This window comes from Amycolatopsis sp. NPDC114484 (assembly GCF_055633755.1).
In genome coordinates, this window is the sequence record NZ_JBVKDQ010000022.1 from 23,882 (window position 1) to 41,625 (window position 17,744).

Annotated in this window: 16 protein-coding genes; 12 read left to right on the top strand and 4 right to left on the bottom strand. The window is 69.5% G+C overall.

All coding sequences use genetic code 11. The features are described 5' to 3' along the window. Positions 1–915: a DNA recombination protein RmuC gene (gene rmuC / locus ACZ7SW_RS36870; RefSeq protein WP_470234995.1), complete on the top strand. Its 915-nt coding sequence runs from the start codon at positions 1–3 to the stop codon at positions 913–915. 1,072 nt (positions 916–1,987) lie between these two features. Beyond that, complete coding sequence (locus ACZ7SW_RS36875) at positions 1,988–2,878, top strand: DUF6542 domain-containing protein (RefSeq protein ID WP_470234996.1); 891 nt, start codon at positions 1,988–1,990, stop codon at positions 2,876–2,878. 216 nt (positions 2,879–3,094) lie between these two features. Here ACZ7SW_RS36875 and ACZ7SW_RS36880 read toward each other — a convergent pair whose 3' ends face one another. Beyond that, positions 3,095–4,105 carry a 4-hydroxy-3-methylbut-2-enyl diphosphate reductase gene (locus tag ACZ7SW_RS36880; RefSeq protein WP_470234997.1) on the bottom strand — a complete coding sequence of 337 codons (1,011 nt, stop codon included), beginning with the start codon at positions 4,103–4,105 and terminating at the stop codon, positions 3,095–3,097. A 150-nt stretch (positions 4,106–4,255) separates the two neighbouring features. On the opposite strand from ACZ7SW_RS36880, the gene ACZ7SW_RS36885 reads away from it, so the two are divergent. From ACZ7SW_RS36885 to ACZ7SW_RS36910, 6 genes are all read left to right on the top strand, one after another. Beyond that, positions 4,256–4,888, top strand: coding sequence for a lipid droplet-associated protein (locus tag ACZ7SW_RS36885; protein ID WP_470234998.1), 633 nt, complete (start codon positions 4,256–4,258; stop codon positions 4,886–4,888). Then, positions 4,885–6,150: an exodeoxyribonuclease VII large subunit gene (xseA, locus tag ACZ7SW_RS36890; protein ID WP_470234999.1), complete on the top strand. Its 1,266-nt coding sequence runs from the start codon at positions 4,885–4,887 to the stop codon at positions 6,148–6,150. The genes ACZ7SW_RS36885 and xseA overlap by 4 nt, the downstream gene beginning before the upstream one ends. Further along, positions 6,150–6,539, top strand: a complete 390-nt coding sequence (locus tag ACZ7SW_RS36895) for a hypothetical protein (protein ID WP_470235072.1) — start codon at positions 6,150–6,152, stop codon at positions 6,537–6,539. Before xseA ends, ACZ7SW_RS36895 begins: the two co-directional genes overlap by 1 nt. Positions 6,540–6,841: 302 nt before the next feature. Next, complete coding sequence (locus ACZ7SW_RS36900; protein ID WP_020664931.1) at positions 6,842–7,066, top strand: exodeoxyribonuclease VII small subunit; 225 nt, start codon at positions 6,842–6,844, stop codon at positions 7,064–7,066. Positions 7,067–7,155: 89 nt separating this feature from the next. Beyond that, positions 7,156–8,214, top strand: a complete 1,059-nt coding sequence (gene glpX / locus ACZ7SW_RS36905; protein ID WP_378400880.1) for a class II fructose-bisphosphatase — start codon at positions 7,156–7,158, stop codon at positions 8,212–8,214. An 18-nt stretch (positions 8,215–8,232) separates the two neighbouring features. Beyond that, complete coding sequence (locus ACZ7SW_RS36910; RefSeq protein WP_470235000.1) at positions 8,233–8,985, top strand: S1 family peptidase; 753 nt, start codon at positions 8,233–8,235, stop codon at positions 8,983–8,985. A gap of 1 nt (position 8,986) precedes the next feature. Here ACZ7SW_RS36910 and ACZ7SW_RS36915 read toward each other — a convergent pair whose 3' ends face one another. Together ACZ7SW_RS36915 and ACZ7SW_RS36920 are read right to left on the bottom strand one after the other, a co-directional pair. Then, complete coding sequence (locus tag ACZ7SW_RS36915) at positions 8,987–9,370, bottom strand: nucleotidyltransferase domain-containing protein (protein ID WP_470235001.1); 384 nt, start codon at positions 9,368–9,370, stop codon at positions 8,987–8,989. Positions 9,371–9,386: 16 nt separating this feature from the next. Further along, positions 9,387–10,358: an NAD(P)/FAD-dependent oxidoreductase gene (locus tag ACZ7SW_RS36920; RefSeq protein WP_470235002.1), complete on the bottom strand. Its 972-nt coding sequence runs from the start codon at positions 10,356–10,358 to the stop codon at positions 9,387–9,389. 112 nt (positions 10,359–10,470) lie between these two features. Between ACZ7SW_RS36920 and ACZ7SW_RS36925 the strand changes: the two genes are divergently transcribed. Next, positions 10,471–11,868: a class II fumarate hydratase gene (locus ACZ7SW_RS36925; protein ID WP_470235003.1), complete on the top strand. Its 1,398-nt coding sequence runs from the start codon at positions 10,471–10,473 to the stop codon at positions 11,866–11,868. A gap of 3 nt (positions 11,869–11,871) precedes the next feature. On the opposite strand, the gene ACZ7SW_RS36930 is transcribed toward ACZ7SW_RS36925, so the two are convergent. Beyond that, positions 11,872–12,771, bottom strand: a complete 900-nt coding sequence (locus tag ACZ7SW_RS36930; RefSeq protein ID WP_470235004.1) for a DMT family transporter — start codon at positions 12,769–12,771, stop codon at positions 11,872–11,874. 88 nt (positions 12,772–12,859) lie between these two features. On the opposite strand from ACZ7SW_RS36930, the gene pdxR reads away from it, so the two are divergent. The 3 genes from pdxR to ACZ7SW_RS36945 all read left to right on the top strand — a co-directional run bounded on the left by pdxR (position 12,860) and on the right by ACZ7SW_RS36945 (position 17,737). Beyond that, positions 12,860–14,221 (top strand): MocR-like pyridoxine biosynthesis transcription factor PdxR, encoded by a 1,362-nt coding sequence (pdxR, locus tag ACZ7SW_RS36935; RefSeq protein WP_470235005.1) that lies wholly within the window; start codon positions 12,860–12,862, stop codon positions 14,219–14,221. A 90-nt stretch (positions 14,222–14,311) separates the two neighbouring features. Next, positions 14,312–15,991 carry a PstS family phosphate ABC transporter substrate-binding protein gene (locus ACZ7SW_RS36940; RefSeq protein WP_470235006.1) on the top strand — a complete coding sequence of 560 codons (1,680 nt, stop codon included), beginning with the start codon at positions 14,312–14,314 and terminating at the stop codon, positions 15,989–15,991. Between the two features lie 69 nt (positions 15,992–16,060). Continuing rightward, positions 16,061–17,737, top strand: coding sequence for an ATP-dependent DNA ligase (locus tag ACZ7SW_RS36945; protein WP_470235007.1), 1,677 nt, complete (start codon positions 16,061–16,063; stop codon positions 17,735–17,737). The last annotated feature ends 7 nt before the right edge of the window (positions 17,738–17,744 follow it).

The following is a 17,744-nucleotide window of genomic DNA, read 5'->3' on the forward strand; positions in this document are numbered from 1 at the left end:
GTGGAGACGGTGATCACCACCGCGGCCATCGTGCTCGCGCTGCTCCTGTGCGTCGCGGTCGTCGTGCTTTGGCGGCTGTACAACGACGGAATGCGCCGGGCCGACGCGGCCGCGCGGCTCGTGGCGGCGGAGCGCGCGAAAGGCGACCAGCAGCAACTCGCGCTGCGCCGGTACGAGGTGGCGTTCGCGTCGATCCACGGCCGCGGCGAACTCGGCGAACAGGTGCTCGTGGAAACCGCGCGCGCACTCGGACTGCGGGAGGGACTGCACTTCACCCTGCAGACCGATCTGGGCGGCGGCGGAAGCGCGAAGCCCGACCTGGTGCTGAATGTCGGCGGAGGCCGGGCAGTGCCGGTCGACGCGAAGGCGAGCATGGCCATCTGGGCGGAGGCGGTCGAGACCGACGACCCGGAAGAACGGCTCGACGCGCTGCGCGTCCACGTCCGGCAGCTGCGTTCCCGCGCGGCGGAGCTGGCGGGCAAGGGCTACCAGCGCTGGGCGGACGCGATCTACGGCACCGTCATGTTCGTCCCGTCCGACGCGGCCGTGGTCGCCGCTCTCGACACCGATCCCGAACTGCTGCGCTGGCTGATCGACCGCCGCGTATTCCTGTGTGGCCCCACGGGATTCGGGGTGCTCGCGTCGGCGGCGCTGTTCGCCGCCAGCGACCGGGCGCTCGTCGAGGACGTCGAGCAAGTGCGCGCGGGCGCCGCCGCCGCACATCGGGCCGCGGGCAACGCGGTCGAAGCGCTGAATCTGTCCTCAACGCACCTTCAGCGTTTTGTCTCGGCCCGCCGTCGGGAACTCGAGGCACTGGAGTCGTTCCGGGCGTCGGTCGCGCCGCTCACCGACGCGTCGGGCAGTCCGGCACCGGTGCCGCAGCTTCGGAAGGGAGACGAGGTGGCAGCTGGTTGAGGTCGCGGCGTGATGGCCGCGGGCTCGACAGCCGCGATGGGACGATCGGCGGCGTGCTCTCGTGGGGTGTGTCTGGCTGCGGGGCTTGGCGGGTGCGAGTGTGACTGCACGTTTCCAAACGGCTCGGCGCTAGGCAGGCACGGTTCGACAGCTCGGCCCTAGGCAGGCACGGCCCGGCTGCTCGGCCCCAGACAGGGGCTGCTCGGCCTTAGGCAGGTACGGCTCGACTGCTCGCCGCTAGGCGGACGCGGTTCGGCTGCTCGGCCTCAGGCAAACGTCGTTCGGCTGCTCGGCCCCAGGCAGACGTCGTTCGGCTGCTCGGCCCCAGGGCAGGCACGATCCTGCCGAGCGGGTCCCTGCAGCGCGATCCGGTGGAGCGATCCGGTGGAGTGAGCCTGGGCAGCGGGACCGGCCTGGACGTCGTGGCGTCGCCCGGCTCGAACGTTGCCGTGAGCGGCAGCGCATCGCGGTGACGCGGCAGGCGTCCAAGGTGAGCTGACCGCTCTCCTCTCGAGCGGGCGGTCCGCGATCATGCGTCGGCGGTCAAGGCGGCGACATGGTCCGGGCGGTCACGGCCCACCGGCGACGGCGGGCAGCGGCGGGCACCTGCAACGCGCGTCGGACGGGCGAGCACCGGAGTCCGGATTGCCCAGAACGAACGGCGAAGTCCAGGTTGGACACCGCCGTCGCAGCGAGCGAAAGGGCAGGGTTCCGACGTCGCGCGGGCAGGATCCGGGCGCTCAGGCGGTTCGCGGGAACGTCAATTCCCGGTCAAGTTCCAGAACGGCGAATGTTCCGGAACGGGACCGGCGGTGCCGCCGTTGCCGTGGGCGGCTCGTGCCCTAGCCTGGGGTCAGCGCAGGGCCGGGAATCGGGCAGCCAGACCGTACCGTCGGTATCACCGCTGGTCAGAGGTCTGGTCCACTGGTTCCCTGTCCGGCAGAGCGGGACGGGCAGGCCGTACCGCGAGTACCGCTCGACCGAACGAAATGTCATGCGGTCGAGTGGCTGCTTCGTGCTGTCCTCGGCAGTGCCAACAAGATCGTGACAAGTACGGGCTACGGTGTGCCTCGTGACCGCGATACGCGATCGCCAGAGCGATCCTGATGCCGATGACGCCCCCGTGCCGTGGGACGAGCGTCTCGTCGTCGGCACGAGGCGCGGCCTCCCCTGGTGGGCGGCTGTGCTCGTGGGCTTCGGCTTGGCAGTGCTCGGCGCCATCATCGACGAGAAGTCCACCGGCAGCCTCGGTTTTGTTTTCAAGGCGGGCTACTTCCTCGGGGCCGTGATCGCGGTCGGCGCGGTGCAAAGACGCGGGCTGTTCGGTCCGATGGTGCAGCCGCCGCTGGTGCTCGCCGTCACCGTGCCGGGCGTCGTGCTGCTGACCGGCGGGGGTCCGGAGGCCAGCGACACTCTGTCGAAGCTGCTCAACATCGGCACTCCGCTGATCAAGGGCTTCCCGACGATGGCGGTCACCACCGGCGTCACGTTGCTCTTCGGCTTCTTCCGGATCTACCGCGAACGCGACCCGGACGCGCCCGTCAAAATCAAAGACAGCAAGCTGCCGCGCACTCGGGACGAGGACGACGACAAGGCCGCGAGCCGTCCGCGCTCGCGGCCGCCCGCCAGCCGCACCGGGCAGACGCCGCCTCCGGGCAACCGTCGTCGGCCGCCGCGGGATGTCGACGCTCCTCCGCCGCGACGTCCGCGTCCGCCGTCCGACCCGGGTGCCCGTCCTCGGCGCGAGCCGATGGACCCGAACGCTCCGCGCGGTGGCCGTAAGCCGCCGCCAGAGGGGCGTCGTCCCCGGCCGCCGGAAGGAGATCCGCGCCGCCGGGATCCGCGGGGCGATGCGCCGCCGCCGCGTCGTCGGCCGCGCGGGGACGAACCGCCGCCCGGGCGTCCGCGTCCGCCTCGCCGGGAACCGCCGCGCCGCCAGCGTCCTTGGGACGACGAGGGCTGACCCAAGGCGGAATACGCGTACCACGCCAGACAGCACAAGCAAACGACAAAGGCCGCCGACCCCTTAACTGGGGATCGGCGGCCTTTTCGTTGTGGCACAAAGAATTTCTAACCTCAGGCCGACAGCGGCGAGGGTCCTGGCGGCTTCCTCAGCGCGCCAAACACTCCGTCACGGCAGGCCCGAGAAGAGGCGAGACTCCCCACCCAACAGCACCCGTCAGGATTCGGACTTAACAGCCTTCCGAAGCTCCTTAGGCAACGCGAACGCGATCTTCTCGTTGGCCGTGGTCACCTCGTCCACCTGCCCGTACCCGCGCTCGGCCAGCCACTTCAGCAGGTCCATCACCAGGATGTCCGGCACCGAGGCCCCCGACGTCACGCCGACCGTCGAAACCCCCTCCAGCCACGACTCGTCGACCTCCGAGGCGAAGTCGATCAGGTGCGAAGCCGACGCTCCGGCCTTCAGCGCGACCTCCACCAGCCGCTTCGAGTTCGACGAGTTCTTCGAGCCGACCACCAGCACCAGGTCGCACTCCGGGGCCATCGCCTTGACCGCGACCTGGCGGTTGGTGGTGGCGTAGCAGATGTCGTCGCTGGGCGGGTCGGCTAAGGTCGGGAAGCGGTCGCGCAACTGGTCGACGCGCTCCATCGTCTCGTCCACCGACAGCGTGGTCTGCGACAGCCAGATCACCTTCGACGGATCGCGCACGTTGACCTTGTCGACGTCCTCGGGCTTGTCGACCAGCTGCACCTTGTCCGGTGCCTCGCCGGCCGTCCCCTCGACCTCCTCGTGGCCCTCGTGGCCGATCAACAGGATGTCGTAGTCGTCCTTGGCGAACCGGTTGACCTCTTTGTGCACCTTGGTGACCAGCGGGCAGGTCGCGTCGATGGTGCGCAGGTTCCGTTCCTCGGCCTCGGCGTGCACCGCGGGCGAGACGCCGTGCGCGGAGAACACCACGAGCGCGCCCTCGGGCACCTCGGACGTCTCGTCGACGAAAATCACGCCGCGATCGCGCAGGGTCTCGACGACGTGCCGGTTGTGCACGATTTCCTTGCGCACGTACACCGGCGGCCCATACAGCTCGAGCGCCTTCTCGACGGCGACGACCGCGCGGTCAACGCCGGCGCAGTACCCGCGCGGCTTCGCGAGCAGCACGCGTTTGGCGGCGCCGGACCGGGAGATCGTCGGGGTACCGGCGGGTTCGGTTCCGGGACTCGCAGAAGTCATGCCCCCAGGGTACGGGCAGTGCCGAAGCCGGGTCGAAGTCCTCGTTCGGATGATGACGGCGGCCATTCAGGCTGTGCCGGGCGTCACGTCCGGCGCCTCTGGCCACCCGTTCGGTTGGGCAGGACGGCCCTGATACGGCACGCTGGACCCATGAAGCCACTCCCGCTCCCCCTCCGGGTCGCCGCGGGCCTCGCCGTCACCACCGCCGAGCGGGTTCGTGAGCTCCCGAAGCAGCTCACCGGCCTGCCGGTCACCGTCGTGAGCCAGGTACTGCAGCTGTCCATGCGCGTCCAGCAGCAGGTCACCGAGCTGGCCATCAAGGGCGACGACGCGCTGTCGATGCTGCGTCCCGTCGAGGACACGCCCAGCTGGGCCACGTTCGACGAGGACGCCGTGCCCGAATTCACTCCGCCCCGGCCGACGCTCGTGCCGGTCGACGATCTGCCCGAGCCGCGCACGAACGGCCACCGAACGCAGCCGCCGGACCTCGCCGCGGAAAGCATCGACGACCCGTGGGTCGAGGAGACCCGCGCGCTCGCCGAGGAGCACTCCGAGGGCGAGAACGACAGCTCCGGTCCGGCCGGCCTCGGCAATTACGACGAGCTGACGTTGCCGCAGCTGCGCGCTCGGCTGCGCCGGCTGACCGTGCCGCAGCTGGAAGAACTGCTGGAGTACGAGAAGGCCAACGCCGACCGCGCGTCGTTCGTCGGCATGCTCGCGCGGCGGATCGGCAACGCCCGCAAGGCCGAGGAACAGCCGGGCGACCCCGCGGAAGGCCTGTGAGCAACGACCCCGCCACCAGCGCGGAGAACCCCTGGCCCGTCCGCACCGTCGCGCGCAAGATCGGCGACTGGGTCCACCGGCTCGGCGACGTCTGGGTCGAAGGCCAGGTCACGCAGATGAACGCGCGGCCGGGCACGCAGACCGCGTTCCTGACCCTGCGCGACCCGTCCGCGGACGTCTCGATGTCCGTCACCTGTCCGATGTGGCTGGTGCGCGAACTGCCGACGCCGCTGCGCGAAGGCGACCGAGTGGTCATCCACGCCAAGCCGTCGTTCTTCTTCGGCCGCGGCACGCTGAGCCTGCGCGCGGACCAGATCCGCGCGGTCGGCATCGGCGAACTGCTCGCGCGGATCGAGCGGCTCCGCAAGCTGCTGGCCGCCGAAGGCATGTTCGCTCGCGAGCGGAAGCGGCCGATTCCCTTTCTGCCCAAGGGAATCGGGCTGATCACCGGACGCGCCTCGGCGGCCGAGCGGGACGTGCTGGTGAACGCGCAGGCACGCTGGCCGCACGTGTTGTTCAAGGTGCTGAACACCGCCGTGCAGGGTTCGCAAGCCGTCCCGCAGATCCTCCGCGCACTGTCCATATTGGACAAAGATCCGGACATCGACGTAATCGTCATCGCCCGGGGCGGCGGCAGCGTCGAGGATCTGCTGCCGTTTTCCGACGAAGCGCTGTGCCGGGCGGTCGCGGCCGCTGGCACGCCGATCGTCAGCGCCATCGGGCACGAGCCGGACACTCCCCTGCTCGACCACGTCGCCGACCTGCGCTGTTCCACCCCCACTGACGCGAGCAAACGCATCGTGCCGGACGTCCGCGAGGAGACTGCGCGAGTGCGGCAGATGCGCGACCGCGGCCGTCGCGCGCTGCACGGCTGGGTCGACCGGGAGACGCGGCTGCTGACCCAGCTGCGCAGCCGTCCGTCGCTGGCCGATCCGCTGGGTCCGATCGAGCGCCGGCTCAGCGACGTCGAGATGCACCGCGAACGCGGCCGTCGCGCGATGCTCGGCCTGCTCGCCAAGGACCAGGCCGAGGTCGCGAACGCGCGGGGCAAACTGGCCGCGCTCGGCCCGGCGGCCACGATGGCGCGCGGATACGCCGTCGTCCAGTTCACTGATTCCGCGGGCAACCTCCACGTGCTCCGCTCCGTCTCCCAGATCGAGGACGGAGCGCAGCTGCGCGTACGGGTCGCCGACGGGGCGGTCCAAGCGGTGGCCGAATCCGTCGAGCCGACGACCCCCGTACCGGAAGGAGACCGGCCGTGATGCACCGGGCCCCGGCGTTCCTCCCGCTCACGGTGGACGCCGCCGCCCGGCTCAACGCCGGTCTCCTGCTGCGGCAGGCCCTGGTCACCGACCGCGCCGCCGACGAATGCTGGACAACGCTGCTCGCGGGCTGCGGCACCGCGGCTCGGCGAGGGTTGGCTCCGCAGCTCCGGCGACTGTCCGAGGCGACGTCCGAGCACGTCGGCGTCCGGTGGTGGTTCGCCGAAGGGACCGGCCACCGGCGACGGGTGGCGAGCGCACAGGAGAACCTCGAGGACGCCATCGCGGACGGTGACGGGCAGGAGTTCGCGCTGGCCTTCGTCGGGTACGACCACGCGATGGCCAGCGCGGTGGTCGCTTGCCCGCAGCGGGCCCGATCGCCCCGCTAGTAACGGCAAGTCACCCGGTGTAACAACCCGGGTGATCAGCACGTCTATTCGCTCATTCACGACGAAGAGAGCTGTCCGCAGCCCACTCCAGATCGGCCGCCGACGTTCCCAGCGCCGAACGGTACGGCGTGCCACTTCGGCAACAACAACCGCGGCACGGCATGGAAGAACGCGGACGAGGCCGAGCACGGCGGCTGGCAGCTGACGCTCGCAGGCTGACCGAGCGTCCCCGGCTCACCCGGAATGTCGGCCGGACGCGGTAGTCTGCGCGAACAGCCCCGTGCACCACAAGGTCGGAGAACGTGAGCGAAGCAGACACCGCCGGACTCGGTTACGAGCAGGCCCGCGATCAGCTCGTCGAGGTCGTGAAGGAGCTGGAAGCCGGCGGCCTTTCCCTGGAACAGTCGCTCGAACTCTGGGAAAAGGGCGAACAGCTCGCCAAGGTGTGCGAACGGCATCTGGAAGGCGCCCGCGAGCGGATCGAGGCCGCGCTGGCCTCGGTGGAGACCGACGACGACACAGAGTGACGTGCACCATGCGTTGCTGAATCGGTCAGGTGGTCTAGGGATCTGACAGACTGGGCACCCGCTGACGAACCGTGTTCCGGGAGGCCACCATGACCACCGCCAGTGACCGCAGCCGACGCGAAGCGCCTGATCGCAACCTCGCCATGGAACTGGTGCGGGTGACCGAGGCAGCCGCGATGGCAGCCGGCCGCTGGGTCGGCCGAGGCGACAAGATCGGCGGCGACGGGGCCGCCGTCGACGCGATGCGCCAGCTCGTCTCCACCGTCTCGATGCGCGGCGTCGTCGTCATCGGCGAGGGCGAGAAGGACGAAGCGCCGATGCTGTTCAACGGCGAAGAAGTCGGCAACGGCGACGGCCCGGACTGCGACGTCGCGGTCGACCCGGTCGACGGCACCACGCTCATGGCGAAGGGCATGCCGAACGCGCTGGCCGTGCTCGCCGTCGCCGAGCGCGGCGCGATGTTCGACCCGTCCGCGGTGTTCTACATGGAGAAGCTGGCCGTCGGCCCGGACGCGGCGGGCAAGGTGGACATCTCCGCCCCGGTCGCGGAGAACATCCGACGGGTGGCCAAGGCGAAGAACTCCAGCGTCAGCGACGTGACGGTCTGCATCCTCGACCGGCCGCGCCACGATCAGCTGGTCAAGGAGGTCCGCGAGGCGGGAGCCCGGATCCGGTTCATCTCCGACGGCGACGTCGCGGGCGCGATCGCCGCGGCGAGGCCGACCACCGGCGTCGACATGCTGCTCGGCATCGGCGGCACGCCCGAGGGCATCATCGCCGCCTGCGCGATGAAGTGCCTCGGCGGCGAACTGCAGGGCCGGCTGTGGCCGAAGGACGACGCGGAGCGCGAGAAGGCGCTCGCCGCGGGCCACGACCTAGACCGGATCCTGCTGAACGACGACCTGGTCACCGGCGACAACGTGTTCTTCTGCGCGACCGGCGTGACCGACGGCGACCTGCTGCGCGGCGTCCACTATCGGGCGGGTGGCGCGACGACGCAGTCGATCGTCATGCGGTCCAAGTCCGGGACGGTCAGAATGATCGACGGCTACCACCGGCTCGAGAAGCTGCGGGCGTACTCGTCCGTCAACTTCGACGGCAACCTCGACCTCGACGAGGACGAGCGCGCGGTGCCTCCGCTTCCCTGATCTGCCAAGGAGTTCCCGGTGTCGAAACGGTTGTTCGCGCTGGCGCTGACTGTCCTCGCCGGAGTCGCGCTCAACACCGGGAGCTCGACGGCGGCACCTTCGATCGTCGGCGGAACCGACGCGGACCAGCCGTACCCGTTCGCGGTGTCCCTGCACACCTCGGGCGGCGCGCTGTTCTGCGGCGGTTCGCTGCTCACGCCGACCTGGGTGGTCACCGCGGCGCATTGCCTGTCCGCGAAGGACCCGGCGACGATCGGCTTGCGCGTCGGCAGCAACGACGCCGATCAGGGCGGGGAAACGCCGAAAGCGGCGGAATTCGTGCTGCACCCGCATTTCAACGCCGACACGCAAACCGGCGACGTCGGCCTGATCCGGCTGACCGCGCCGGTGAAGGCCGCGCCGATCGCGATCGGCGGCTCGGCCGTGCCGGGCACGGACGTCCGGGTAATCGGCTGGGGCCAGACGTGCGCGACGCCGAATTGCGGCCCGGTCGCGAAGTCGCTGCGCCAGCTCGACACGCAGCTGGTGCCGGGCGCGAAATGCACGTCGACGTTCGACGGAACGTCCGAGCTGTGCACGGAAAGCCCCGGCGGATCCGGTTCGTGCTACGGCGATTCCGGCGGCCCGGAACTGATCCGCGACGGCGACCGGTGGGTGCTGGCCGGAATGGTCAGCCGCCCGGGCAACCGCTCGTCGACGTGCGGATCGGCTCCTTCGATCGCGACGTCGGCGGTGGCGTATCAGCCTTGGCTGGCGGAGAAAACCGGCTGATTCACCCGCTCTTGCCCTCAGGTATCGAACGAAGCCGATCGAGGGCGACATCGATCGTTTCGCCCTTTTTCCACAGCAACGTCATCGGCACGCCTTCGTGACTCTCCCGGCCATAAATGATCGAGATGCTTCTAGCGTTCCCTTTCATTGCCCTATTGATAACCGTAAACGGGTTCTTCCCATACGACATGCAGTGGACAAAGTGGCTGGACCATCTCATATCCCGGTTGAAGTCGACTATGACATCGACCTCTCCTAGCTCCGCCGCACCTCGCGCATACGAGCCGAAGACGTAGACGGCTTCCACGAGACGCACCGGCCACTCGTCTCCACCCACTCGTCTCAGCAATTCCTCCAGCAGGGCAGTCGCTCTGCTCCTCTTCACCGATCCCCCTACGGCATCACTCGACGTTGCTCGAATGCCCCGGGAACAAATGCGCCTCCGGATTCAACGCCACCGCGATATTGTTCACCGCCGTAGCCGCCTCCCCGAACCCGGTCGCGATCAGCTTCACCTTTCCCGGATACGCCGCCACATCCCCCGCCGCGTAAACGCGTGGCCGAGCCGTCGCCATGGTCGAGTCCACCGAAATCGCCCGGTGATCGATTTCCAATCCCCAGCTCTCGATCGGCCCCAAATCCGCCGTGAAACCCAACGCCGCGACCACCGCGTCCGCGCGCAGTTGTTCTTCCGCCCCGCCCTTCACTGCCACGTCAACCGCCGTCAAGGAACCGTCCGGAGCTTCGACGAACCGGGACACCTCCGCATCGGTCACCAACCGCACGCCCAGCTCCCGCACCTGCCGCACGATCGATTCCGCGGCCCGGAACTTCGCGCGGCGGTGCACGAGCGTCACGCTCGCCGCGACCGGATACAGCGCCAGGCACCAGTCGAACGCCGAATCCCCGCCGCCGACCACAACGACGTGCTGGCCCTCGTGCGCCGCGAGCGACGGGACGAAATGGACCATCCCCCGGCCTAGCCAGCCGTCTCCAGCGGGCAGCGGACGCGGCGTGAACTCGCCGATGCCCGCCGTGATCAGCACCGCGCCCGCGCGCAGCACCTCGCCGCCGTCGAGGGTCAGTTCCAGGCCGCCTTCGACGCTCTCCAGCTTCTCCGCTTTACGGCCGAGCAGATAGTCCGGCTTCCACGGCGCGACCTGGTCCACCAGGCCCTGCACCAGATCCCGGCCGCGGACCGCGGCGAACCCGCCGACGTCGTAGATCATCTTCTCCGGGTACATCGCGGTGACCTGGCCGCCCGGTTCGGGCAGCGAATCGACGACGGCCATCGACAGGCCGCGGAATCCCGCGTAGTAGGCGGCGAAGAGGCCGGTGGGACCGGCTCCGATGACGACGAGGTCGTAATCCATGAGGCTCGCTCCATGCCAGTGGTGGGTGGCGGTGATCGAGAACACAACCGAGCGTACCGGGGTGGGCGACAACACCCGGCCGGATGCGGGATTCGGGGCCAGAATCGGGGGTATGGCTGAACAGGAATACCGGATCGAACACGACACGATGGGTGAGGTCCGCGTCCCGGTCGACGCGCTCTACCGCGCGCAGACGCAGCGTGCCGTCGAGAACTTCCCCATCTCCGGCCGCGGTCTCGAGCGCGCCCAGATCCGCGCGCTGGGCCTGTTGAAGGCCGCCGCCGCCCGCGTGAACGCGCGTCTCGGCGTCCTGGACGCCGACGTCGCCGACGCGATCGCCAAGGCCGCCGACGAGGTCGCCGAGGGCAAGCACGACGAGCACTTCCCGATCGACGTCTTCCAGACCGGTTCGGGCACGTCGTCCAACATGAACGCGAACGAGGTCATCGCGACGCTGGCCACCCGCGCGCTCGGCCGCGACGTGCACCCGAACGACCACGTCAACGCGTCGCAGTCCTCGAACGACACGTTCCCGACGACGATCCACGTCGCCGCCACCGAGGCCGTTCTCACCGACGTCGTCCCGGCACTGGAGCGCCTCGCCGGCGCGATCGAGGCGCGCGCCGAGGAGTGGCAGGACGTCGTCAAGTCCGGCCGCACGCACCTGATGGACGCCGTGCCGATCACGCTCGGCCAGGAAGCGGGCGCGTGGGCCGCGCAGATCCGCTTCGGCATCGAGCGGCTGCAGTCCGGCCTGCCGCGTCTGGGCGAACTGCCGATCGGCGGCACCGCGGTCGGCTCCGGCCTGAACGCGCCCGAAGGCTTCGGCGCGGCAGTGTCGGCCGAACTGGCGCAGCTCACCGGGTTGCCGCTCACCGAGGCACGCAACCACTTCGAGGCACAGGCGACGCAGGACAGCGTGGTCGAGACCTCCGGGCACCTGCGCACGGTCGCGGTGTCGCTGAACAAGATCGCGAACGACCTGCGCTGGCTGGGTTCCGGCCCGCGCACCGGGCTGGCCGAGCTGGCGCTGCCGGACCTTCAGCCGGGTTCGTCGATCATGCCGGGCAAGGTCAACCCGGTCATCCCGGAGGCGACGCTGCAGGTCGTCGCGCAGGTCGTCGGCAACGACGCGGCGGTCGCGTTCGCCGGTGCGGCGGGCAACTTCCAGCTCAACGTGAACCTGCCGGTCATCGCGCGCAACGTGCTCGAATCGGCGCGGCTGCTCGCGGCCGTCTCGCGGCTGCTGGCGGACAAGGTGTTCGCCGGGGTCACCGCGAACGTCGAGCGGGCGCGGCAGTACGCCGAGGGGTCGCCGTCGATCGTCACGCCGCTCAACAAGTACATCGGCTACGAGGAAGCGGCCGCGGTGGCGAAGCAGGCGCTCAAGGAGCTCAAGACGATCCGCGAGGTCGTGCTGGAGCGCGGGTACGTCCGCGACGGCAAGCTCACTGAAGCGCAGCTCGACGAGGCACTCGACGTGCTGCGGATGGCACGCGGCGGCAAGTAGCGCTCAGCCGACCGTTGCGGCTCGTTCGGACACTTCCGGGCGAGCCGCTGCGCGTTTCCACAGTCCACATGCGACTCCCGCTGCAACTAAGGTGACGCCGGCCAGATCCTTCAGCTCGAACCGTTGCGCGCCGATCAGCACCGCCACGGTCAATCCGGCCACCGGCATCAGCCCGATCAGCACACCCGCCCGATCCGCGCCCAGCCCCACGACGCAGCTGTACCAGAGCACGAAAGCCACCGCGGTCACCACGACGGCCAGCAACAGCAACGCGACGAGTTCGCGCGTGTTCGGCCACCGCCAGGCTCCAGCCGGATCGACCACCGTCCCGACCACGGCACCGCTTGCCGCAGCGGTGAAACAGCCCCACGTGGAGGTGCCCAACGGCCCGAGCCGGCGCAGCAATCCCACCGCGAGCAGGGTGAACGACGCTTCGCACAACATCGCCAGCGCGGCCAGCAACAACCCTGGCGCGGAAGCGGATCCGCCGCCGGACAGCACCACGATGCCGAGCCCAGCCAGTACCGACCCGACGACCGGAGCGGCGGACGGACGGCGACCGTCGAGCATGGGCGCGATCAGCGCGAGCACGAGCGGGCTGGCTCCGAGAAACGCCGCTACCGCACTGGGTTCCGCGTAGCGCTGGGCCAGCAGCAGACAGGCCTGAAACCCGATCATCCCGGTCGCGGCGAGGCCGAGCAGCGTCGGCAGATCGCCGAGTTTCGGCCGCGGCAGCGGGCTGCGCGTGACCTTCGCCCAGCCCAGCAGCAGAAGGCCGCCGAGCGCGTACCGCAACGCCTGCCCGGTGATCACCGGATATCCGTCCAGCATGCCGGTGACCGGCACCGATCCGCCGACCAGCACCGCCCCGGCCACCCCTGAAAGCACCATCGACCGTTTCACGCCGCTCAGTCTTCAGCCACGAGTGGTCTATTCAGAAGGACCACTCAGCTCTGGCCTAACTGGACCACTTCGCCGTACTGTCGTGGCCGTGGAAACGATCCGCGAACTGCTGCTGCCCGCCACCACCGGAGGACGCCGAGGTCGCGCTGTCGAGGCCGCGTTGCGCGACGCGATCCGCACCGGACGGCTGGCTGTCGGCACCCGGCTGCCGTCGAGCCGCGATCTCGCGCGTCAGCTCGGGGTCGCACGCGGAACCGTCACCGCACTGTACGAGCAGCTCACCGCCGAGGGCTATCTGCTCAGCAAGCACGGCTCGGGCACGCGGGTCGCACCGATCGACGGTCCCGCGCCGAATCCTCAGGTCTGTGCGGAGAAATCGCCGACGTGGGAGTTCGATCTGCGTCCTGGGCTGCCCGCGTTGTCGGCCTTCCCACGGGCCGAATGGCTTGCGGCGGAACGAGAAGCCCTGAACGCGACGCCCGATCTCGGCCTCGGCTACCCCGATCCGACCGGCCATCCGGCGTTGCGCGCGGAACTGGCGGCTTACCTCGGGCGAGTCCGGGCGCTGCCAACGAATCCGGACGACATCGTGATCACCAGCGGGGCGGCAGAGGCGTTGTCGCTGCTGGCCGATGCCTTGCCGGACCAGCGCATCGCCGTCGAAGACCCGAGCCATCACGGCCAAGCGAACCTCCTGCGCGACCACGGGCTCCGTCCGATCGGCATTCCGGTCGACGACAAGGGCATCAACGTCGACGCACTGTCCACTTCAGACTGTTCCGTCGCGCTGGTGACCGCCGCGCACCAGTTTCCGCTCGGTGTCGCACTGCATCCGGAACGCCGTCGGCAGCTGTTGTCCTGGGCGGCGGAAACCGGCGGGCTCATCCTGGAAGACGACTACGACGCCGAGCATCGCTACGACCGTCCCGCGCTGGGCGCGATGCGCGCGCTCGCGCCCGACCACGTCGCCTACATCGGCAGTGTCAGCAAAGTGCTCGCGCCAGCGTTGCGGATCGGCTGGCTCATTCCGCCGCGCCGACTGCGCGACGCCGTGGCCAGGGTCAAGGAAATGCACGACCTCGGTTGCCCGCCGCTCCCACAGGCCGCGCTCGCGCATCTGATCGCCACCGGCGGGTACGACCGGCATCTGCGCCGCACCCGACGTCTTTACCGCGCTCGTCGTGACGCGCTGATCGAAGCCCTGACCCAGCGTCTTCCACAGTGGCGGCCGGTCGGGATCGCCGCCGGGCTGCACCTGGTCGTCCGGCTCCCGGACGGCACCGATGACGTGCGGCTGCAGGAAAAACTCGCCGCGGCAGGCGTGCACGCCCCCGCCTTGTCGACTTATTCCCATACCGCGGCGGGATATCCGGGCCTCGTGCTCGGGTACGCCGCGCTCCCGCCGGACCGGCTCCGCGCCGCCGTGGAGCGGATCGCGTCGGCCGGTTGAACCGCCGGTGAACACCTGGTGCACCGGGGAGGGGTCCCGCAGCTGACGCTTAGGGTGGACATTCTCGGGAGCGGGGGCAGGGGGATCACCGTGAGCTTCGGGGAAATAGTGCGCACACTCGCCGACGTGCTCACGTCCAGCCGCGGCATCGTGCCCATCGCCGTCGTCGCGGGCGCGACAATCCTCGCCCCGTTCATCGACCGCTACGTGATCCGCCGCAGGCGCGTCATCTACCGGGAACTCTACAACTCCAAAATCGGCCTCAATCCAGTGACGCTCAGCGACTCGGACAACGGTGCGATGCAAGCGGATCCGGAACTCGTGCGCACCGTGCAGCTGCTGGAACCGCTCAGTGTCGTCGTGATCCGCATCCGCAACACCGGCAGCTTCGACATCGGCCCGGACGACTGGGAACACCCGCTGCAGTTCACCTTCGGCCGGAGGGTGGTCTGGGACGCGCGCGTGTCCGACGCCAAGGACGGTTTGCGTGATGTGGTCCGGAACGGACTTGAATTCTTTACTCATGACCAGCCTACGCCTGATCCCGGGACCGCGCGACTGTCCGGAGTGCGGGCATTGCTGCCGCAGCGGTTGTCCGCGCTGCTGCGGCAAACCGACTCCACGGCCGTACCCGCGCCGCAATGGCACGGCGTCCGTCTTCAACAGCTTTCGCTGAAGCGGCGGGAAAAGTTCAAACTCGTCGTCGTGCTGCGCGAGCCGGACGACTGGCGAGGCGGCCCGCTGTCGAAGGAACTGGACGTCACCGGACGGCTCAGCGGCGGCCGGATCAAAGACGAACGCAAACAGCGCTGGTTGTCGTGGCCGATCGTCACGGTAGCGATCGGAGTGCTGCTGACCGGGGCCTTGCTGAGCATGCTCCTCGTCGCCGTGTCGCGCGGGTCCGAACCTGGCTGCGGCAAAGGATCCCTTGCGGTGCACGGATCCAGTGCGTTCGCGCGGATCATGAACAGTGTCGCGGACGAGTACCAGCGGCTGTGTCCCGGTGCGACGATCACGACGCAGGCAGTCGGGAGCGTGTCCGCCGTGCGCGAACTGGGGCCGTTGCCCGCAGAGCAAAAGGACAGCTTGGCTGTACTGTCCGACGGCAAGGCTTCCAACGCTGGGCTGGATCTGGTCACGCAACCGGTCGCGGTGCTCGTGTACAGCCTGGTAGTGAACAAAGCCGTTGGCACCGACCACCTGAGCGGCGAGCAGGTCCGCGGCATCTTCAGCGGGAAGTACACCAACTGGACGCAGCTGCGCGAGGGCCCGTCGATTCCGATCCGGGTCGTCGGCCGAGGGCAGGAATCGGGCACGCGCAAGACTTTCGAGGAGAAAATACTGGGCACGGCCGAGCCGGGGCTGTCGTCGGACGACTGCCGGACGCCGACCCGCGACCCGCACGCCGCGGTGGTGCGCTGCGAACGCGGCACGACCGACGAACTGCTGCGCGCCGTCGGCGACACGCCTGGTGCGATCGGCTACGCGGACGTGCCCGCGGCCAAGATCGCAGCGGCTGGGGGCCGGGTCGCCATGGCGAAGCTCGACGACCGCTACCCCGACGTGACCAGTATCGACGCCGGTTATCGCTTCTGGACGGTGGAGTACCTCTACACCAAAGGCGTGCCGGAGAACGATTCCCTGCTGAAGCAGTTCATCGACTACCTGCGCAGCAGTACGGCGCGGGCGGAACTGCAGGACGCAGGGTACACGCCGTGTGTGACGAAACAGGGCCTGCTGGATCAGTACTGCACTCGTCCGGATGCCTGACCAGCTCTTTTTCACCCGGTCGAGGCTGAGGCGGGAGTTTTTGTCGGTGGCGGGGGTGATGATGGCCGGGTGTTGTTCACCGACCTCGTCACCGCCTCCGCCGAACTGGCGGCCACGCGGTCACGGAAAACGAAGATCGCCGTGCTGGCTGATTTGCTGCGCACGGCCGAACCCGGAGAACTGCCCGCGGTGATCGCGTATCTCACCGGGCAGACGGCGCAGGACCGGCTCGGAGCCGGCTGGCGCACGCTCGCCGACCTCGCCGTCGAACCCGCGGCCGTGCCTGCCGTCTCCGTGGCCGAGGTCGAAGTCGCGCTCGCCGACGTCGCGGCCGCGGCGGGCGCGGGTTCGGTGAAGCGACGGGCGGAGGTGCTCACGGCGTTGTTCTCCCGGCTGACGCGGGCCGAGCAGGAGTTCGTGTTCCGGCTCATCACCGGGGAGCTGCGGCAGGGCGCGCTGGAAGGCGTGATGGTCGACGCGATCGCGGCGGCGGCCGAGGTGGGCCTCGACCAGGTGCGGCGTGCGTTCATGCTGTCCGGGCGGCTGCCGGTCACCGGACAGGCGGCGCTGACCGGGGGCGCGGCGGCGCTCGCGGAATTCGGGCTGGAGCTGGGCCGCCCGGTCCGGCCGATGCTCGCGTCGCCGGCGGAATCGCTGGAGGAAGCCGTGGCGGAGCACGGGAACGCGATCGTCGAGTACAAAATGGACGGTGCGCGGATCCAGGTGCACCGGCAGGGTTCGGAAGTGCACGTGTACACCCGCACGCTGCGGGAAATCACCGGCAGCGTAGCCGAATTGGTCGAGCTGGTGCGGGCGCTGCCGTGTGAATCGGTAGTGCTGGACGGCGAAACCCTCGCGCTCACCGACGACGGGCGGCCGCGGCCGTTCCAGGAAACGATGAGCCGGTTCGGCAGCACGCGGGACGAACAGGTGCGGGCGTTGCTGCTGCGGCCGTACTTCTTCGACTGCCTGCATCTGGACGGGGTCGATCTGCTCGACGCGCCGTTGTCCGAACGCAACGAGGCGCTGCGCCGGGTGGCGGGCGAGCACGTGATCCCCGGCTCGCTCCGGCCGGAATCACCGGCCGCGGTGCTCGACGCGGCGATGGACGCCGGGCACGAGGGCGTGATGGTGAAGGACCTCGATTCGATCTACGCGGCCGGGCGGCGCGGGCGGGCGTGGCTGAAGGTGAAACCGGTGCACACCATCGATCTGGTGGTGCTGGCGGCGGAATGGGGACATGGGAGGCGCACCGGGAAACTGTCGAATCTGCACCTCGGCGCGCGCGATCCGGACGGCGGGCCGCCGATCATGGTGGGCAAGACGTTCAAGGGCCTCACCGACGAGCTGCTGGCCTGGCAGACCGAGCGGTTCCAGGAGATCGAGACGCACCGCGACCAGTGGACCGTCCACGTACGACCGGAAATGGTGGTCGAGATCGAACTGGACGGGGCTCAGGTCAGCACGCGGTATCCGGGCGGGCTGGCGCTGCGGTTCGCCCGGGTGGTGCGGTATCGGCCGGACAAGGAACCCGGCGAGGCGGACACCATCGACACCGTCCGGGGGCTGCTGCGCGGCAGCCGTCCGGCGGAGCAGCCCCGCGCGGAGGGAAGTGCTGGATCCGCGGGTGGGCCGAGTCCCGCAGCTCAGCCTGAGTCCACGAAGCAGCCGAGTTCCGCGGCGCAGGCTGATTCCACGGCGTCCAGCCTCGAAGAACAGCCCGGTTCCGAGGAGGCGTCCGGATGATCGCCCC

Excerpts from the sequence above, each read along its gene's own strand:
- ACZ7SW_RS36880 (WP_470234997.1), bottom strand. The coding sequence starts at position 4,105 with ATGACTTCTGCGAGTCCCGGAACCGAACCCGCCGGTACCCCGACGATC.
- ACZ7SW_RS36885 (WP_470234998.1), top strand. The coding sequence starts at position 4,256 with ATGAAGCCACTCCCGCTCCCCCTCCGGGTCGCCGCGGGCCTCGCCGTC.
- ACZ7SW_RS36895 (WP_470235072.1), top strand. The coding sequence starts at position 6,150 with ATGCACCGGGCCCCGGCGTTCCTCCCGCTCACGGTGGACGCCGCCGCC.
- glpX (WP_378400880.1), top strand. The coding sequence starts at position 7,156 with ATGACCACCGCCAGTGACCGCAGCCGACGCGAAGCGCCTGATCGCAAC.
- ACZ7SW_RS36920 (WP_470235002.1), bottom strand. The coding sequence starts at position 10,358 with ATGGATTACGACCTCGTCGTCATCGGAGCCGGTCCCACCGGCCTCTTC.
- ACZ7SW_RS36925 (WP_470235003.1), top strand. The coding sequence starts at position 10,471 with ATGGCTGAACAGGAATACCGGATCGAACACGACACGATGGGTGAGGTC.